The following is a 16,686-nucleotide window of genomic DNA, read 5'->3' as shown; positions in this document are numbered from 1 at the left end:
GCTAAACGGGGCCGCCCGCCGGCCCTTGAATCTGGAAGAGGCCTTCGAGTTCGACCCGGTTTTCTTCGGTGACGAAGGGGTGCACCAGCGTCCAGAGTTCGGGGTGAATGCTGCGACCGGCGGCCCGGCGTTCCCGGGCGTAATCAATGGCGATGCGGGCCAGCTTTTCGTTGGTCCGGTCCCGAAAACCGGTGATCTGTTCAACGGGTTTGTCACTGAAGAACGCCTTCATAATCAATTGATTCCAGGCGGGTTCGTCCAGCTGCTCGCCCGGAAACGGGTTGTGAAGCATGATTGCTTCCTGCACCGGGCCCATGTTGCTCCGCACGGCCTCCGTCGCCAGAAACCGCCAATGTTCCGGAAACTGCAAAACCGGCAGGGCCGAATACAGGGCCACCAGTTCGTTTATCTCCGCAGCCTTGAACAGATTTTCGAGGGTGCTGAAGTAGGTCGTCTGATCATCGGCGGGAAGCTGCAACAACCACCAGACGCGCGCCAGCCGGTCGAGTGACCAGCCATCGACCGTAAAACCGGGTCGAAGATTCTGGATTTCCTGCGCCGTTGCGGGCGGTAGCTCAATCGCCTGCTTTCCAACAAAGCGCGGAATGGTCGTAAAAACGCGGTAGAAAACCGCCGGTGTGGGTGTTTTCTGGTAACTGTCAGCCTGTTCAGTGAGGTACGTAACGGCTTTTTCGGCCTGGGGTTGCCGTTGAATCAGGTCGAGGAGGGCGTTGGAAAGCGCAGATGCATTCATGCCGTAAAGGTAGCAAGCAGATCAACGCCGGCCAACTCACCCGGCTTTCGGATGCGCCTGGTTGTAGGCTTTCTTGAGCTTGTCGATGGTCGTGTGGGTGTAGATTTGCGTCGCGGCCAAACTACTGTGTCCGAGCAAATCCTTGATGGCGTTCAGATCAGCGCCCCGGTTGAGCAAATGGGTGGCGTAGGTATGCCGCAGGACGTGCGGACTTTTCTTTTCCAGGGTTGTCACTAGTTCGAGATACCGTTTTACAATCCGCTGAATCAGAACCGGATACGCCTTGACGCCCTGGTCGCTCAGGATCAGAAAAACCGGGTCGGCTTTGGCCCCAAATTCGGTTTCTTTCGTTTGCTGGTAACGCTGAATCAGGTCGAACAGCGGACCGGGAACGGGAATGATCCGGTGTTTGTTCCGTTTACCCAAAACCGTAATCGTTTTTTCGTAGAGATTCACATCGGCCCTTTTCAGACCGACGAGTTCGGCCAGCCGGATGCCGGTGCCATACAGCAGTTCGAGCACCAGCTTGTCGCGCAATCCCTTAAAATCCTCCGGAAAATCGACTTCGTCCAGCAGGGTTTCCATCGGTTTTTCTTCCACAAAAACCGGGATTTTTTTGCTGGTTTTGAGCGCCGATACTTTCAGCATCGGATCGGCGGCAATGGCTTTCCGACGAAGCAGAAAACCGTAAAAACTCCGCAGGGTGGCAATTTTCCGGTTCACGGAGGTTTTGTCCAGGCCCGACTCCACCAGGCTCACAATCCACGAACGAATCTGGTGAAACGTGGCCTGTTCGGGTTGTTCCAGCTCGTAGTCGCTTTTCAGATACCCCTGAAATTGCTCGATGTCAATTCGATAGGCCGTCAGCGTGTGGTGGCTCAGGCGTTTTTCGTAGCGGATGTGTTCGAGAAAAAGCGAAACCATAAGGCAAAACGGAAGAATTTAGGACAAGATAAAATAAAAAAAGCAGTAAGCCTATGCCTACTGCCAACCCATGCAGGTGTCGATGTTGCCGCCAGACGACGGTAACGGGAGACTATGCTTCGCTGTTGCTGCCGTACATTTTCTCGCGGTAAACTGCTTTCAGGATCTCCTGACGACGTTTGATCGACGGTTTCTGGAAAGCAGTCCGGGAACGCAGGGCGCGCAATACGCCGGTTTTTTCAAATTTCTTCTTAAAGCGCTTGAGGGCTTTGTCAATTGACTCGTTTTCTTTGACGTTTATGATAAGCATATCCTGCTATTCGTTAATTTTCTGATATCAAACGGATTGCAAAGATAGATGTCCGGCAAGAAAAAACCAATAGTTTTGTGCGAAATGATTAACGGTTGGAGGGGTAAAAATGTTGGAATAGCATAAATGATTATACCAGTTCATCAGGAGAGGCCTCTAGCTGTAGGCGAAAGACCTGATCGGTTAAAGCCATCCAACTGGTTTAACCATTTTTCAACCATTCAATCATTTCAACCATCCAGCCATTTACTGCATGAAACAGGCCGTTATTGACCTCGGAACAAATACCTTTCATTTGATGATTACGGATGCGGGACAGACGCTTTTCCGGGAAAGCCGCCCCGCTAAAATTGGAAAATCCGGGATTAATCAGGGCTTTATTACCGACGAAGCCACCGAGCGGGCTCTGGTGGTGTTGCGGTATTTTCGCGAGGTTCTCGATCAGCATCAAATCCCGGCGGACCAGGCAGTTGCCATTGGCACCAGCGCCATCCGGAGCGCGGGCAATCAGGCGGAATTTATCGAATGGGTTCGGCGGGAAACCGGCATCGTGATTCGCTCGATCTCGGGCGACCAGGAGGCCGCTTACATCTACGCCGGGGTGCGGGCGGCCGGAACGCTGGACGAACAGATGGCGCTCGTGGTTGACATTGGGGGCGGGAGCGTCGAGTTCATCTTGGGTACGGAGCAACGCATTTACTGGAAACAGAGTTTTGAAATCGGCGGCCAGCGGCTGCTGGAGCGGTTTATGGAAACCGACCCGATCAGTCCGACGGCGGTGGGCCGCATGAACCGGTATTTTCAGGAACAACTGTTGCCGCTCACCAATGCGGTTCATCAGTATGCCCCCGCGGTGCTGGTGGGTTCGTCGGGTTCGTTCGATACGCTGATCGATATGCAGTTCATGCACGAAAAAGGCCACTGGCCCGACGCCGGCCAGACCGCGTTTGCATTGCCTCTGAAAGCCTTCTACCGGTTTTATGAATTGCTGCTGGTCCGCAATCAGGCCGGACGGATGCAACTGCCGGGCATGATTGAGTTGCGGGTGGATATGATTGTGGTCGGCGTTTGCCTGATCGACTACCTGCTGCGTACCTACAGGATTCAACAGATTCGGGTTTCCACGTATTCTTTGAAAGAAGGGGTGTTGGCGGAGCACGTTGCGTCTAAAAGCTGAAAGTTTTGCTAAAAACCGGGTTGTTCAGCACATGGAGTTTGCATTTTAATGCGTTAATTTAGCCCCAAACTTCAATATACTGATGGCAATAGAACGAGAACGGTCGTATAACTGGGAAGACCCGATGCAGGGCGCACAGGCCGCCAAAAATATGTCGGGCCTGGCGTATTTACAAAGTATTCTGGACGGTGAAAATCCGCTGCCGCCCATCTGCCAGACGCTGGACTTTGATCCGGTGGCGATGGAAGACGGCAAGGCGGTTTTTTCCGTGATTCCTTCCGAATTTCATTATAATCCCATTGGCGTTGTGCACGGCGGCTTGTTGAGCACCCTCTGCGACTCGGCGATGGGCTGCGCCATTCATACCAAGCTGGATGCGGGCGTGGGCTACACCACCTTGGAGCTGAAAGTCAATCTGGTCCGGCCCGTGACGGCCAAAACCGGCCGGCTGGTCTGTACCGGAACCGTCATTCATGTGGGCCGCAGCGTGGCCACCGCCGAAGCGCGCGTCGAAGACGATCAGGGCAAGCTCTACGCCCACGCGACTTCAACCTGTATGATTTTGAAATAAAAGGAGGAAGGGAGGAAAGGAGAGAGGAAGAAAGGAAAACCGCCTTGTCCTTCCTCCTCTCTTCCTTTCCTTCCTCCTTTTCTCCACCTACTTCCTATAAATAGTAGTGGCGGCTGCCTGAGCGGACGCCAGGATGGTCAGGTCGGCGATGGTGACGTGGGGGGGCGCGGTCACGGCGTACACCACGGCGTCGGCGATGTCGCTGGCGGTCAGGGGCGTAAATCCTTCGTATACTTTGGCGGCCCGGGCTTCGTCGCCTTTGAACCGCACCAGCGAAAACTCGGTTTCGACGGCACCGGGCGCTACGTTCGTGATTTTGACGCCGTATTGGGTCAGGTCCAGTCGCAGGCCTTCGCTCAGCGCTTCGACGGCGGCTTTTGAGGCACAGTAGACCCCACCATTGGCGTAGGTTTGTTTGCCGGCAATGGAACTGATGTTGACAATATGGCCGCGTCCGCGTTCGACCATGCCCGGCGAAACGGCTTTGGTGACATACAGTAAGCCTTTCACATTGCCATCGATCATGGCATCCCAGTCGTTCGCATCGCCTTCGTGAATCGGGCCCATGCCGTGGGCGTTTCCGGCGTTGTTGATCAAAATATCGATGGCTTTCCACTCCTCAGGCAGTGATGCAACGGCGGTTTCGACGGCAGCCCGGTCGCGAACATCGAATGCAAGGGTGTAGCAGTCCGATTGCTGGCTGAGCATTTCCTGCAATTCAGCCAACCGTTCCTGCCGCCGTCCGCACAAAATCAGGCGGTAATTGAGTTTGGCAAACGCATTGGCAATGGCCAGACCGATGCCGGAAGTTGCACCGGTGATGAAGGCTGTTGGGTTCATGAGAATTTGAGTAATTAAGAACGTAATGTTCGAAAAATTGGACAAAGTAAAGCCATACCGGCTTGGGTAAGGAATTAAGCGGCTATAATACCACTATTTCAACGATTCTTTTCTAACTTGGGCGATAGACTCTTTGTTGATGAATTTCATTTTTTCGTTTCTTCTACTACTAGTTATCTTCCTGACGCCTTCGGATCGGCTGAGCCGGAAAGCGCATAAAATCCACCAGCGCATCCTGACGCTCGATACGCACGCCGACGCCCCGATCAACATGGTGAAAGACGGTTTTGACGTTGGCGAGCGGCACGATCGGGTGCGCGACAAGTCGCAGATCGATTTTCCCCGCATGAAGGAAGGCGGCATGGACGCCATGTTTTTTGCGGTTTATATGGCCCAGGGTCCGCGCACGCCGGAAGGCCATGCCGAAGCGAAAGCCAGAGCGCTCCGGATTTTTCAACGCATTCACGAAGCCCTGAAGAAACACCCCGATCAGGCCGAACTGGCCACGACAGCCGCCGACGCCTACCGCATTGAAAAAGCCGGAAAACGGGCGGTTTTTATCGGCATGGAAAATGGGTATCCGGTGGGCGAAGACCTGTCGCTCCTGAAAACGTACTACGATCTGGGCTGCCGGTATATCACGCTTTCGCACTTTGCCAATAATGCCATCTGCGATTCGGCCACCGACCCGGATGGCCCCCAGCACAACGGTTTGAGTCCGTTCGGGCGTCAGGTTGTGCAGGAAATGAACCGACTGGGCATTTTGATCGATATTTCGCATGGGTCCGACAAATCGTTTTATGACGCCTTGGAGCTGTCGAAAGCACCGCTGATTGCGTCGCACTCCAACGCCCGCGCGCTGTGTAATTTTCCGCGAAACATGACCGACGAGATGATTCAGGCGCTGGCCCGGAAAGGGGGCGTCATTCAGGTCAATTTCGTGAGCGATTACCTCCGAAAACCGTCGGACGAACACCGCCAGGCCCTGAACAGCGTCCGGATGTCGGGCGTTGGGCGCGTGGTTACGCCGGAGATGCGGGCCCGGCTGGACGCCAGGGAGGACTCGATCCAGAACCGGTATGCCTACGAACGCGCCAGTGTTGCCGATATTGTCAAACATATTGACCACATTGTCCGGCTGGTCGGAATCGATCACGTCGGTATTGGCAGCGATTTCGACGGGGGCGGGAGCGTGACGGGGCTGGAAGATGTCAGCCAGATTGAAGCCCTGACGCTGGAGTTGGTTCGCAAAGGCTATTCGGAGAAAGACATCGCCAAAATCTGGGGCGGCAATTTGCTGCGGGTGCTGGAGCAGGCCCGGGTCAGCCCGTAGCCGGCCGGTTTTTGCCCGCTGTTTCCTTGTACTACTCGTTATTTCATCCTTTCATTCCACTCTTTGAGCGGTCCAAACGCCATTTTCGTCGCGCCGTTTCGGGGATGCACACGGGCAACCGGCCGGGCGGATAATTTCGTGGACTACGAAGTTTCGCGCGTTGCCTGACGACTTCGCAGGTACAAAACCGTTAACTACTTGTGCTGTATGAAAAGTCGGTTGCTCATCAGTGTGGCCTGCCTGATCGGCTGGACCTGTTGGCTGCTGGTCTGCCGCGTTCTTTTTTTGGTCTACCAACCGCAAACCAGTCAGTTAGACGCGTCCACCATTCTGGGGATTTTTGCCAACGGCCTGCGCATGGATCTTTCCACCGCCGGTTATCTGACGGTGGTACCGGCTTTTCTGGTTGCGTTATTACCCGGTTTATCCCTGAAGAAGCTGGCCCGATTCCTCCGGATCATTTTGTTGATCGAGCTGATCGTGGTGTCGCTGATTACCGTGGCCGATCTGGAAGTCTTTCGGGCCTGGGGATTTCACCTGGATAGTACGCCCCTGCATTATCTAAAAACACCGCGCGAGGCAGCCGCTTCGGTGGCGTCCTCGCCCTTGCTGTTGCTGGTTTTTTTGTGGATTGCGCTGGTTCTTACCGGTGATTATTATTTTAATCGCCTGCTGCAACGGCTGACGGTTCAACTGCGGCCGGTTCAACGCCGGAAGGCGACGCCCGTGCTGCTGGCGGCCACGGCGGCTCTGGTTATTCCCATTCGCGGTGGCAACCATCTGGCTCCGATGAACGTCAGTACGGTTTATTTTTCCCCGCTTGCCTTTGCAAACAGTGCCGCCGTAACACCCCCGTGGAATTTCATGCAGGCTTGTCTGGAGCAGCAGAAGTACGCTTCCAATCCGTACCGGTTTTTTCCGGATGGTCAGGCCCAGCGCACGTTACAGGCACTGAATCAGCCCGACGGCAACAACCGGGCGCTGCTTTCAACGCCCAATCCGAATGTGGTTGTGATTGTCTGGGAAAGCCTGACCGCCAAAGCCGTTGCGGCTCTGGGCGGGCGATCGGGGGTTACGCCGGAGTTTGAAAAACTGACGAAGGAAGGGCTGTTGTTCCGGCAGGTTTACGCCAGTGGTGACCGCAGCGAAAAAGGGCTGATTGCGCTGCTGAGCGGTTTTCCGGCGCAGGCCACGGCCTCCATTATGACGCTGCCGACCAAAGCGGCCAAACTTCCGGCCCTGGGCCGGTGCTTCAAGAAAGCGGGCTATCAAACGGCCTTTTACTACGGCGGTGAAACCGAATTTGCCAACATCAAATCGTATCTCTACCACAATCAATATGATCGGATTGTTGCCAAAACCGACTTTCTGCCCAGCCAGTGGAATTCGAAGTGGGGCGCGCACGACCATGTGGTGTACAACCGGCTCCTGTCGGATCTGAACGACGCCAAACCGCCCTTCTTTACCACCTTGTTTACGCTGAGCAGCCACGAGCCTTTCGAGGTGCCGATGCCTGCGGTAATGCCGGACGATGATGAAGAATCCCTATTTTTGAATTCGTTGCATTACGCCGACCGCAGTCTGGGGGCATTTATTGCGGAGGCTAAGAAACAACCCTGGTGGAACAATACACTCCTCATTATCACGGCCGACCATGGTCATCAGCTGCCGGTGCTGGCGGGCGACCGGATGCGGGATTTCCACATTCCGATGCTGTGGCTGGGGGGCGCGTTGAAGGCCAAACCGCAGGTGATCGATCGGATTGGCTCCCAGACCGACCTGGCCGCGACCTTGCTGCATCAATTACAGTGGGATGCCCGGGCGTTTACCTGGAGTCGCGATTTGCTGAATGCTCAAAACCGGCCGTTTGCTTTTTTTGCCTTCAATAACGGTTTCGGCGTCGTTCAACCGCATCGCCATTTGCTTTTCGACAACACGAGCCGTCAGCTGATTTCCACGGCAGGACGGGTTGAAAAACAGGATCTTGAGTTGGGAAAAGCGTACGAAGAAGAATCCTACCGGGCTTTTCTGAATTACTAGGTACCGGCGTCCGATAAAAAACAAAAAACCGGTAAAGTGGCTTTACCGGTTTTTGCCTGAATACGTATTACTTAGGCTTTTTCGCAAAACTCTTCGAACGCCATTTCCAGGTGTTGCGCAATCATCTGCGCCGAACGACCTTCGATGTGGTGCCGCTCGATGAAGTGGACCAACTCGCCATCCTTGAAAATACCGATGGAGGGCGATGACGGCGGATAAGGCAGCAGATATTCGCGCATCCGGGTTGTTGCGTCAAAATCGACCCCGGCAAAAACGGTTACCAGTTTATCCGGCTTGAGGTCGCTCAGGGCAAGAGCCGCTTTTACGCCCGGGCGAGCCGCACCGGCCGCGCAGCCGCAAACCGAATTAACCACGACCAGCATGGTGCCTTCGGCGTTTTCCATGACCTCATCAACTTTCTCAGCCGTATTGAGGTCCTCGAACCCGACGCTGAGCAGCTCATCTTTCATCGGGGCAACCAAATGTGGAGGATACATTGTATTACGATTAAAGTGTACAGTAAATGGTTAATGTTAAATGGCTGGATTGGTAAAAATGGTTTGATGGATGAATGGTGAAAATTGGCTGGATGGTTTTCGATCCTTGAACCAGACGGGCCATTCAACCGGTAAAACCGTTTTTAACCATTCAATCGTTCATTTTACATAAATCCTAATTCCAGTTTCGCGACTTCCGACATCATTTCGGTCGTGTAAGGCGGATCGAACGTTAATTCAACGCTTACATCATTGACGCCTTCAATGCCACGGACTTTGGCTTCGATCTCGCCCGGAATCGTTCCGGCGGACGGGCAGGAGGGCGAGGTGAGCGTCATCAGAATGTAAACGTTGTTGATCGGAAATATTTTGATTTCGTAAATCAGCCCCAGTTCGTAAACGTCGACCGGAATTTCCGGATCGTACACTTCTTTCAGGGCTTTGACGACTTCTTCTTTCAGTTCGGACTCGTTCATGACAGTTTCCATTAAAGCGTTGACTGCCTGGCAGTCTGGTTTTGGCCCGCTTGTGCGCCGGCAAATTGTTTCATCTGTTGAATCATCGAAGCCAGCCCACCGGCGCGTCGGGACGTTACTAAGGTACTCAATCCGATTCGCTCAATGAAATACAGGTCGGCCTGGGCAACGGCTTCCGGTTTTTCGCCCGACAGAATCCGGATCAACAAACTCACCAAACCTTTGCTGATCTGGGCCGTTGGTTCGCTGTCGGCTTCAAAATGTACCGTGTTGTCCTGCATCTCGGAATGCAACCATACTTTCGACTGGCAACCCCGGATCAGGTTGGCATCCATTTGGTATTGTCCCGGCATGGGTGGTAATTTTTTGCCCAGATCAATGATGTATTGCGTCTTATCGAGCTGATCGTCAAAAAGATCGAACTCCTCGATAATTTCGTCCTGTTTTTCGTTGATTGTCATTCTATTTGGTCTAGCTCACCGGCGGAATGCCTGATGGCTAGGATTGTCATTTTATTGTGCAGATAAAGGTACAGTACTCTGTACTTTCCGACTACGCTTTTACGAAAAAAACCGGTGCCTTTCTCCGGCACAATCCGACCCATTTCGGGACCAGTAACCCAAAGCGTCAATTTCCTGTCTAATCCATCAACCCACTGTTCGGCATAGCCTAAAGTGGGGTGGAATCGTACTGCAAGGCATCCTGAAATTCTTCTTTTGCTTCATCCCGTGAGATTTTCGGCGGAAGGTTCTGAAAAGCTTCAAGGATCGTGGTTGTCGTAAGGATGGATGGTTCGGATTACGATTACAGCATCATTTTCTGAACCCGGTGTAACCCCTGCACCAGCCGGTCGATCTCTTCTTTTGTGTTGTAAACCGCAAAGGAGGCCCGGGTGGTTCCCGTAATGTTAAACCGGCGCATCAACGGCTGGGCGCAATGGTGTCCCGTCCGGACGGCGATGCCCTGCTGATCGAGAATGACGCCGGTGTCCTGGTGGTGAATCCCCTCCAAAACAAACGAAACTACGCTGATTTTTTCCTGTCCCTGACCAATAATCCGCAAACCATCGATGCTTTTCAGGGCGTCGGTGGCGTATTCGAGCAGGCTGTGTTCGTAAGTCGCCACTTTTTTCTTACCCAACCGGTCGATGAATTCCAGCGCGGCATACACCGCGATAACGTCGGCAATGTTTGGCGTTCCGGCTTCGAATTTATACGGCAGATCATTGTAGGTGGTTTTTTCAAAGGTCACTTCCTTGATCATTTCGCCACCACCGCGCCAGGGCGGCATCGAATTCAGCACATCCCGTTTGCCGTACAACACGCCCATGCCCGTCGGGCCGTAGAGCTTATGCGCCGAGAAGACGTAGAAATCGGTATCCAGCTCCTGAACGTCGATGTCGATGTGGGAACTGGCCTGCGCGCCATCCAACAGCACTTTCGCACCGACGGCGTGGGCTTTTTCAATGATGGTTTTCACCGGGTTGATGATGCCCATGGCGTTCGAAACGTGTACCACCGAGACGAATTTGGTTCGTTCGGAAAGCAACTTTTCGTATTCTTCCAGAATCAGATCGCCGTTGTCGTCGATCGGAATCACCTTGAGCACACAGCCTTTTTCTTCGCACAGCATCTGCCACGGCACGATGTTCGAGTGGTGTTCCATGGTGGTGATGATGATCTCATCGCCTTCCTGTAAAAACCGCCGACCGTACGTTTGCGCCACCAGATTAATACCGTCCGTGGTGCCGTACGTGAAGATGATCTCTTCGCCGTGAGCCGCATTCAGAAACTGCTGAATGGCCCGGCGCGACGCTTCAAACGCCGACGTGGCCTTCTCGGCCAGCGTATGAATGCCGCGGTGAATATTCGCGTTGTAGCCCTCGTAATACCGGGCCAGCGCGTTAAGAACCGGCAGCGGTTTTTGCGTTGTAGCCGCGTTATCAAAATACACCAGTTGCCGACCGTTCACAACCTGATCGAGAATCGGGAACTCCTGGCGAATGGCTTGTATATTCAGAATTTCGTGTGGGGCGATTTGCATAAAATCAGGATAATCTGTCAAAGAATAACACGAAATGGCGGGAAATGGTGCTTAGAAAAAGGAATATCGACAAATAGACGTTGCCTAACAAATACTGAAGTTTCGTTTCGATATTCGTTAGGCAACGTCTGTTCGTCGATATTTTCTACCGGGCCAGCTTGGCCTGAATCCGGCGCTCGATCTGCTCGCGCAGGGCGTTGATTTTGATTTTCTGGATGACATCCTCCGCAAAGGCGTACATCAGTAGCGACTGGGCCTCTTCCTTCGGAATCCCGCGCGAACGCATGTAAAACAGGGCTTCTTCGTTCAGCTTGCCGGTGGTGGTACCGTGCGAACATTTGACGTCGTCGGCAAAGATTTCCAGTTGCGGTTTGGTGTTCATCGTGGCTTCGTTCGAAAGCACCACGTTTTTGCACGACTGATAGGCGTTGGTTTTCTGGGCGTCCTGCCGGACGAAAATCTTGCCATTGAAAACCCCCGTTGACCGGTCTTCCAGAATCCCTTTATACAATTCGTTGCTGTGCGAATTCGGTTTCTGGTGATCCACCAGCGTGTGGTTGTCGATGTGCTGGCGGCCGTTCGGGAAATATAAACCGTACATGTGCGCTTCGCAGTTCGAACCGTCGAGGGTGATGTTCAGGTTGTTGCGAATAAAACCGCCATCCAGCGTTACCGTCGCCGAATAAAAATGGCTGTTGTCTTTCTGATCCACCTGCGTTGTGCCGATGTGGTAGGCCATGTCCGATTCGTTCTGGATTTTGTAATACTCCATCCGGGCCTCCTCAGCCAGCACAATTTCCGTCACTACGTTGGTAAAACTGGCCTGATCGCCGAGCGTCCGGAACGATTCGGCAACTTTGACCTCCGCGTTGCTGTTGACAATGAACAGGTTACGCGGTTGCGAAGCTACGTTCATCTGCCGGGCATCGGAAATGAAGCGCAGAATGGTCGGCGCTTCCACGGTGGTGTTGGCCGGAACCTGAATCACAACGCCTTCATCAGCAAAAGCCGTGTTCAGGGCCGTAAAGGCATTATCCTGGTAGTCCGCATATTTAGCAAAATACTGGCCGAGCACATCCGGCATGGTTTTCATGGCCTCCGTCAACGGGGTGATCGAAAGCTGCTCCGCCGGACTGACAATTTTCGAAAGTTCGGGCTGATACCGGCCATTCACAAAATACAGCACATTCCCCTCCAGGCGCGATGCTTCCAGTTGGGCCAGATCGTCGGCAGTAATTTGCGAGGCCGCGTTGAATTCAAAGACCTCTTTAATTAAACTGTTGACATTCGTGTATTTCCATTCTTCGTGCTTAACAGTCGGAAAACCCAGACGGTCGAACTGGTTGAGGGCTTCGCGCCGAACCTGGTGCAAAGCCGACTTGCTGGCCCCGTTCATCCGTTCTTCGGAGGTCCGAAAATCGGCCAACAGCTTGGATTTGAGATCGTTATTGGGCTGATTAGTCATTCGTGAATGAGGAGTTATGAATGAGGCAGTATGAATTGAAACTTGTCAGCGTTGGCCAGTCAATCCATCACGCAGCATCCATACTTATAAAATTAAACCGTTTCTACTTCGGCTTTGATCCAGTCGTAGCCTTTTTCTTCCAGCTCCAGCGCCAGTTCTTTCGGGCCGGATTTTACGATACGACCTTTGTACAGAACGTGAACGTAGTCGGGAACGATGTAGTCGAGCAGGCGCTGGTAGTGGGTGACCACGATGGTGGCCCGCTCCGGCGAACGCAGTTGATTGACGCCTTCGGCCACAATCCGCAACGCATCAATGTCCAGGCCCGAGTCGGTTTCGTCCAGGATCGCCAGTTTCGGTTCGAGCATGGCCATCTGGAAGATTTCGTTCCGTTTTTTCTCCCCACCCGAAAACCCTTCGTTCAATGACCGGCTCAGCAAAGACTGGTCGATGTTGACGAGCTTCATCTTTTCTTTCATCAGCTTCAGAAACTGAACGGCATCCAGCGGTTCCAGACCCCGGTATTTCCGAATTTCGTTCATGGCGGTTTTCAGGAAGTTGGTCGTGCTGACCCCCGGAATTTCAACCGGATACTGAAACGCCAGAAAAATGCCTTCAGCCGCCCGTTCTTCCGGGCCCATTTCCAGCAGATCTTTCCCGCCAAAAGTGACGCTTCCGCCGGTTACGTCGTAGTCTTCACGACCGGCCAGCACCGACGCCAGCGTACTTTTGCCGGAACCATTCGGCCCCATAATCGCGTGTACTTCACCGGCTTTGACGTCCAGATTAATACCCTTTAATATCTCTTTACTGCCAATGGATGCTTGTAAATTGCTAATAGTTAGCATAACGGAAGGATGATTACTCTTTTAATTAAACCGCAAAGGTAATGAGATGTCGTGTAAGCTACACGATCTGATAACAATTTAGAGTCGTTAAAAGTTGACGCTCACCGGATTTCGTTTGCGTATTCGATCCGGCTTTTTTTTTCACTACCCAAAGCCTTACCTTGCAATTCGAAGAAGTAAACACGTTTTGGTCATTGGTTCTATGCAAAATGGTACTCAGCAGGCTCGCACGCAGGAAATCAGGGTGACATCGGAAGTGGGGGCATTGAAACGCCTGCTGATTCACAGCCCCGACCGGGGGCTGGGAAAAGTCATTCCTTCCAAAGCGCAGGACTGGCTTTTTGAGGACATCGTGCATCTGGAGACGATGCGCAAAGACGAATATGATTACTACGTAAAGATTCTGCTCTATTTTCTGGACCCGGATAAAATTCGCGGCAAGCTCGCCGAAATCACCGGGGATGCTGAACGAAACTTTTTCAAACCGGACCATCCGGCCTATTTCCGTTCCGATGCCGTGATCGACCTCCAGTTCCTGCTGACCGAGATTCTGGAAGATGAGGTCATCCGAACCCGGCTGATTTCGGGCATTTGCGCCGTGGAGCGCTGTAGCTTTCACATTCAGAATCAGTTGTATACCTTTGAACCGGTCGAATTATCCAAGATTCTCATTTCCGGATCATTGCCCAACCGGGCGATGTTGTTTGCGCCCTTGCCGAATTTCATCTTCACGCGCGACATTGGCATTGTGATCAACAGCCATATTCTGCTGAATAAACCGGCCAAGCTGGCCCGAACCCGGGAAGCGCTTCTGGCGCAGTATATTTTTTTCTATCACCCCTTGTTCAGCCGCTACCGGGATAAAATCATCGAAATTCCGGACAACGAACATCATTTTCTGCTGTCCGACAACGACAGCAGCCACGACCTCACGCGCTCGACACTCGAAGGCGGTGATGTGATGATGGTTGCCCAAAACCATTTGCTGATCGGGTGCAGTGAACGAACAACGCTCTATGCCGCCCAGCAGGTGATCCGGTTGCTGTTTGAAAAAGAAGTCGTGGAAAAAGTGACGATTATCCAGATTCCCAAAAAACGGGATTACATGCACATCGACACGATTTTTACGCAGGTCAAACGCAACGTCTGGGTGTTGCTGGGGTCGCTGGGCCGCACGGGCGATGAAGCCAGGAAACGGGATCTGCTGCATTTTCTGGCGCCGAAAGATGCGTCGGAAGATCTGCGGATTATTCAGTTTACCAAAGGGGCGGAGCACAAACCGGTTTCGTTTGAAAACCTGGAGGATTTGCTGGCGGCCATTAGCCGGGACGATCTGGGGTGTACCGAACCCGTGCGGTTTATCTATTCCGGCAACAATGAGTTTCCGTTTGGCGCCCGCGAACAGTGGACGGACTCGTGTAATCTGCTGGCGTTGAAAGACGGCGTGGTGATCGGGTACGACCGAAACGATAAAACCCTCGAAGCCTTTCGGCAGGCCGGTTTTGAGACGGTTCAGGCGGTCGATTTGCTGGAACGGTTTGAGCGCGGAGAGGCCGATCCGGAAACGCTCGAAAATACCTTTATTCTCTTGCCCTCGGCAGAATTGTCGCGGGCGCGGGGCGGTTCCCACTGCATGAGTTTGCCCTTGTTACGGGCCGAGATATAAACTAACTAGCCTAACCCTATGCAATCACAGACGACATCGAATCTACTCATGATCAGGCCGGTCAGGTTTGGTTTTAATGAGCAAACCGCCGAGAGCAATGCGTTTCAGAACAGCGCGCTGGCGAGGGAAAACCGGCAGCTTGCGCAGGACAACGCGCTTCGGGAGTTTGATGAAATGGCCCGGCAGCTGACCGCGGCCGGCGTCAACGTCATTGTTTACGAAGATACGCCCGAACCGTATACGCCGGATTCTATTTTTCCCAACAACTGGGTATCGTTCCATTACAGCGGTACGGTGGTGTTGTACCCGATGCAGGCCCCCAACCGCCGGCTCGAACGGCGGTTGGATATTGTCGATGACCTCGCCCAAAAATACCAGGTTGCCAAGATCATCGACCTGACGCAGTTTGAGCAGGAAGGCAAATACCTCGAAGGAACCGGCAGCCTGGTGCTCGACCGCATGAAACGGGTCGCTTACGCCTGTTTATCGCCCCGGACCAACGCCGATGTGCTGGCCGAATTCAGCAACCGGACCGGTTATAAGGTGGTTACATTTTCGGCGGTCGATGGGGCCGGAATCCCGGTTTACCACACCAACGTCGTGATGTGCATTGGCGATGTTTTTGCGATTGTGTGTCTGGCGGCCATTGCTGACCCCGACGAGCGGCTGATGATTCGGCAGTCGCTGGTGAACAGCGGAAAACACGTGATCGACATCACGCTGGATCAGATGGCGCACTTTGCGGGAAACATGTTGCTGGTCATGACTCGGAAGGGACAAAAACTGCTTATTATGTCAACGCAGGCTTTTCAGGCACTGACGGCCCGGCAACGCGATGAGTTGGATGATTTTGCTACCTTGTTCCATTTTGACCTGTCGACGATCGAAGGACACGGAGGTGGGTCGGCGCGCTGCATGATGGCCGAAATCCATTTACCCAGTAAAGAATGATGCCGATCAGATTATAATTCGATAATATAAACGTAAAATCATGTGAAAAAACCGGGTCCTTTCACGAATTGAATAGTATCAGATAATCTCCGAAAAATAGGATAAATTCCCGATTAGATTGAATCTAATATACCGTTTAATAATTTAATTGTATCAACAACTATTTCGGCTTTTTGAATTCTCTGATAAACTAGTGTCATTTGTGTTAATAAGTTGGCAGCAATCCAATGGCGGGCTAAAAAACAATTGCTTTGACAAACTAATTTTAGCTAAGTTCGTTATATTTATAAATCGGTTACAAAAATCTTTTTGTGTTTTTTAAACCCTAGCAATCATGATCGCAGAGAAAAAACGTGTATCTAAGTACAGTAATTGCCTGAATTTCACGGCAAATGCCCTGGCGAGGGTAATGACCAACATTTCTGATGATGAATTCGGCCGGTTGGGCCTGACGGCATCTCACGCTTTTGTGCTGAAAGAAGCCATCGAAAACCCCGGTATTCAACCCAAGGAATTGAGTGGAGAATTACACCTGACGCCGTCAACCATCACCCGACTGATTGAAAAGCTGGAGTTGAAGAAACTGGTGGAGCGGAAGATTGAAGGGAAACACACGCTGGTGTATGCAACCGAAAAAGGAATTGCAATGCTGCCCGACATCAAGAAAGCCTGGGATAATTTAATGCGTCGGTATGCCGAAATTTTGGGCGATGAAAGTTCCCGCCGGATGACGGACATGATCTACGGAGCGGTAAAAGCACTCGGAAAAGATTCTTAAACGCCTTGTTGAC

The 16,686-nt window shown here is 52.6% G+C and carries 18 protein-coding genes; 7 read left to right on the top strand and 11 right to left on the bottom strand.

Annotation, left to right across the window (positions count from 1 at the left end; all coding sequences use genetic code 11):
- Nucleotide 1: 1 nt before the first annotated feature.
- The 3 genes from ACYVHX_RS01145 to rpsU all read right to left on the bottom strand — a co-directional run bounded on the left by ACYVHX_RS01145 (nt 2) and on the right by rpsU (nt 1,988).
- The gene (locus tag ACYVHX_RS01145; protein ID WP_460669755.1) at nt 2-754 is read right to left on the bottom strand and encodes an EboA domain-containing protein; all 753 of its coding nucleotides are present in this window, start codon (nt 752-754) and stop codon (nt 2-4) included.
- Between the two features lie 36 nt (nt 755-790).
- On the bottom strand, nt 791-1,678 hold the full coding sequence (locus ACYVHX_RS01140) for a tyrosine-type recombinase/integrase (protein ID WP_460669754.1): 888 nt from the start codon (nt 1,676-1,678) through the stop codon (nt 791-793).
- Nucleotides 1,679-1,790: 112 nt separating this feature from the next.
- Entirely contained in the window at nt 1,791-1,988 is a 198-nt protein-coding gene (gene rpsU, locus ACYVHX_RS01135) for a 30S ribosomal protein S21 (protein WP_038120545.1), read from the bottom strand.
- Between the two features lie 253 nt (nt 1,989-2,241).
- Between rpsU and ACYVHX_RS01130 the strand changes: the two genes are divergently transcribed.
- Nucleotides 2,242-3,165 (top strand): Ppx/GppA phosphatase family protein, encoded by a 924-nt coding sequence (locus ACYVHX_RS01130; protein ID WP_460669753.1) that lies wholly within the window; start codon nt 2,242-2,244, stop codon nt 3,163-3,165.
- Between the two features lie 82 nt (nt 3,166-3,247).
- Nucleotides 3,248-3,736, top strand: a complete 489-nt coding sequence (locus ACYVHX_RS01125; protein ID WP_460669752.1) for a PaaI family thioesterase — start codon at nt 3,248-3,250, stop codon at nt 3,734-3,736.
- An 87-nt stretch (nt 3,737-3,823) separates the two neighbouring features.
- Here the strand turns inward: ACYVHX_RS01125 and ACYVHX_RS01120 are convergent, their stop codons facing one another.
- A complete protein-coding gene (locus ACYVHX_RS01120) occupies nt 3,824-4,576 on the bottom strand; it encodes an SDR family NAD(P)-dependent oxidoreductase (protein ID WP_460669751.1) in 753 nt (250 codons plus the stop codon).
- A gap of 139 nt (nt 4,577-4,715) precedes the next feature.
- Here ACYVHX_RS01120 and ACYVHX_RS01115 point away from each other — a divergent pair, with 139 nt between their 5' ends.
- Together ACYVHX_RS01115 and ACYVHX_RS01110 are read left to right on the top strand one after the other, a co-directional pair.
- Nucleotides 4,716-5,909: a dipeptidase gene (locus ACYVHX_RS01115; protein WP_460669750.1), complete on the top strand. Its 1,194-nt coding sequence runs from the start codon at nt 4,716-4,718 to the stop codon at nt 5,907-5,909.
- A gap of 207 nt (nt 5,910-6,116) precedes the next feature.
- On the top strand, nt 6,117-7,949 hold the full coding sequence (locus ACYVHX_RS01110; protein ID WP_460669749.1) for an LTA synthase family protein: 1,833 nt from the start codon (nt 6,117-6,119) through the stop codon (nt 7,947-7,949).
- 71 nt (nt 7,950-8,020) lie between these two features.
- Here ACYVHX_RS01110 and ACYVHX_RS01105 read toward each other — a convergent pair whose 3' ends face one another.
- The 7 genes from ACYVHX_RS01105 to sufC form a co-directional block, all read right to left on the bottom strand.
- A complete protein-coding gene (locus tag ACYVHX_RS01105; protein WP_460669748.1) occupies nt 8,021-8,446 on the bottom strand; it encodes a BrxA/BrxB family bacilliredoxin in 426 nt (141 codons plus the stop codon).
- Nucleotides 8,447-8,610: 164 nt separating this feature from the next.
- On the bottom strand, nt 8,611-8,922 hold the full coding sequence (locus ACYVHX_RS01100; protein ID WP_460669747.1) for a DUF59 domain-containing protein: 312 nt from the start codon (nt 8,920-8,922) through the stop codon (nt 8,611-8,613).
- Nucleotides 8,923-8,933: 11 nt separating this feature from the next.
- Entirely contained in the window at nt 8,934-9,383 is a 450-nt protein-coding gene (locus ACYVHX_RS01095) for a SufE family protein (RefSeq protein WP_460669746.1), read from the bottom strand.
- On the bottom strand, nt 9,380-9,631 hold the full coding sequence (locus ACYVHX_RS01090; protein ID WP_460670406.1) for a type II toxin-antitoxin system RelE/ParE family toxin: 252 nt from the start codon (nt 9,629-9,631) through the stop codon (nt 9,380-9,382). The genes ACYVHX_RS01095 and ACYVHX_RS01090 overlap by 4 nt, the downstream gene beginning before the upstream one ends.
- 95 nt (nt 9,632-9,726) lie before the next feature.
- On the bottom strand, nt 9,727-10,965 hold the full coding sequence (locus ACYVHX_RS01085; RefSeq protein WP_460669745.1) for a SufS family cysteine desulfurase: 1,239 nt from the start codon (nt 10,963-10,965) through the stop codon (nt 9,727-9,729).
- A gap of 145 nt (nt 10,966-11,110) precedes the next feature.
- On the bottom strand, nt 11,111-12,430 hold the full coding sequence (gene sufD, locus ACYVHX_RS01080; protein ID WP_460669744.1) for a Fe-S cluster assembly protein SufD: 1,320 nt from the start codon (nt 12,428-12,430) through the stop codon (nt 11,111-11,113).
- A gap of 92 nt (nt 12,431-12,522) precedes the next feature.
- Nucleotides 12,523-13,278, bottom strand: a complete 756-nt coding sequence (sufC, locus tag ACYVHX_RS01075; RefSeq protein ID WP_460669743.1) for a Fe-S cluster assembly ATPase SufC — start codon at nt 13,276-13,278, stop codon at nt 12,523-12,525.
- Nucleotides 13,279-13,480: 202 nt separating this feature from the next.
- Between sufC and ACYVHX_RS01070 the strand changes: the two genes are divergently transcribed.
- From ACYVHX_RS01070 to ACYVHX_RS01060, 3 genes are all read left to right on the top strand, one after another.
- Nucleotides 13,481-14,944, top strand: coding sequence for an arginine deiminase family protein (locus ACYVHX_RS01070; protein ID WP_460669742.1), 1,464 nt, complete (start codon nt 13,481-13,483; stop codon nt 14,942-14,944).
- A gap of 18 nt (nt 14,945-14,962) precedes the next feature.
- Nucleotides 14,963-15,895, top strand: coding sequence for a citrulline utilization hydrolase CtlX (gene ctlX, locus ACYVHX_RS01065; RefSeq protein WP_460669741.1), 933 nt, complete (start codon nt 14,963-14,965; stop codon nt 15,893-15,895).
- Between the two features lie 334 nt (nt 15,896-16,229).
- A complete protein-coding gene (locus ACYVHX_RS01060; protein WP_460669740.1) occupies nt 16,230-16,673 on the top strand; it encodes a MarR family winged helix-turn-helix transcriptional regulator in 444 nt (147 codons plus the stop codon).
- The last annotated feature ends 13 nt before the right edge of the window (nt 16,674-16,686 follow it).

Source organism: Larkinella ripae, from assembly GCF_054780775.1.
This window is presented reverse-complemented; position numbering and strand designations above follow the sequence as displayed.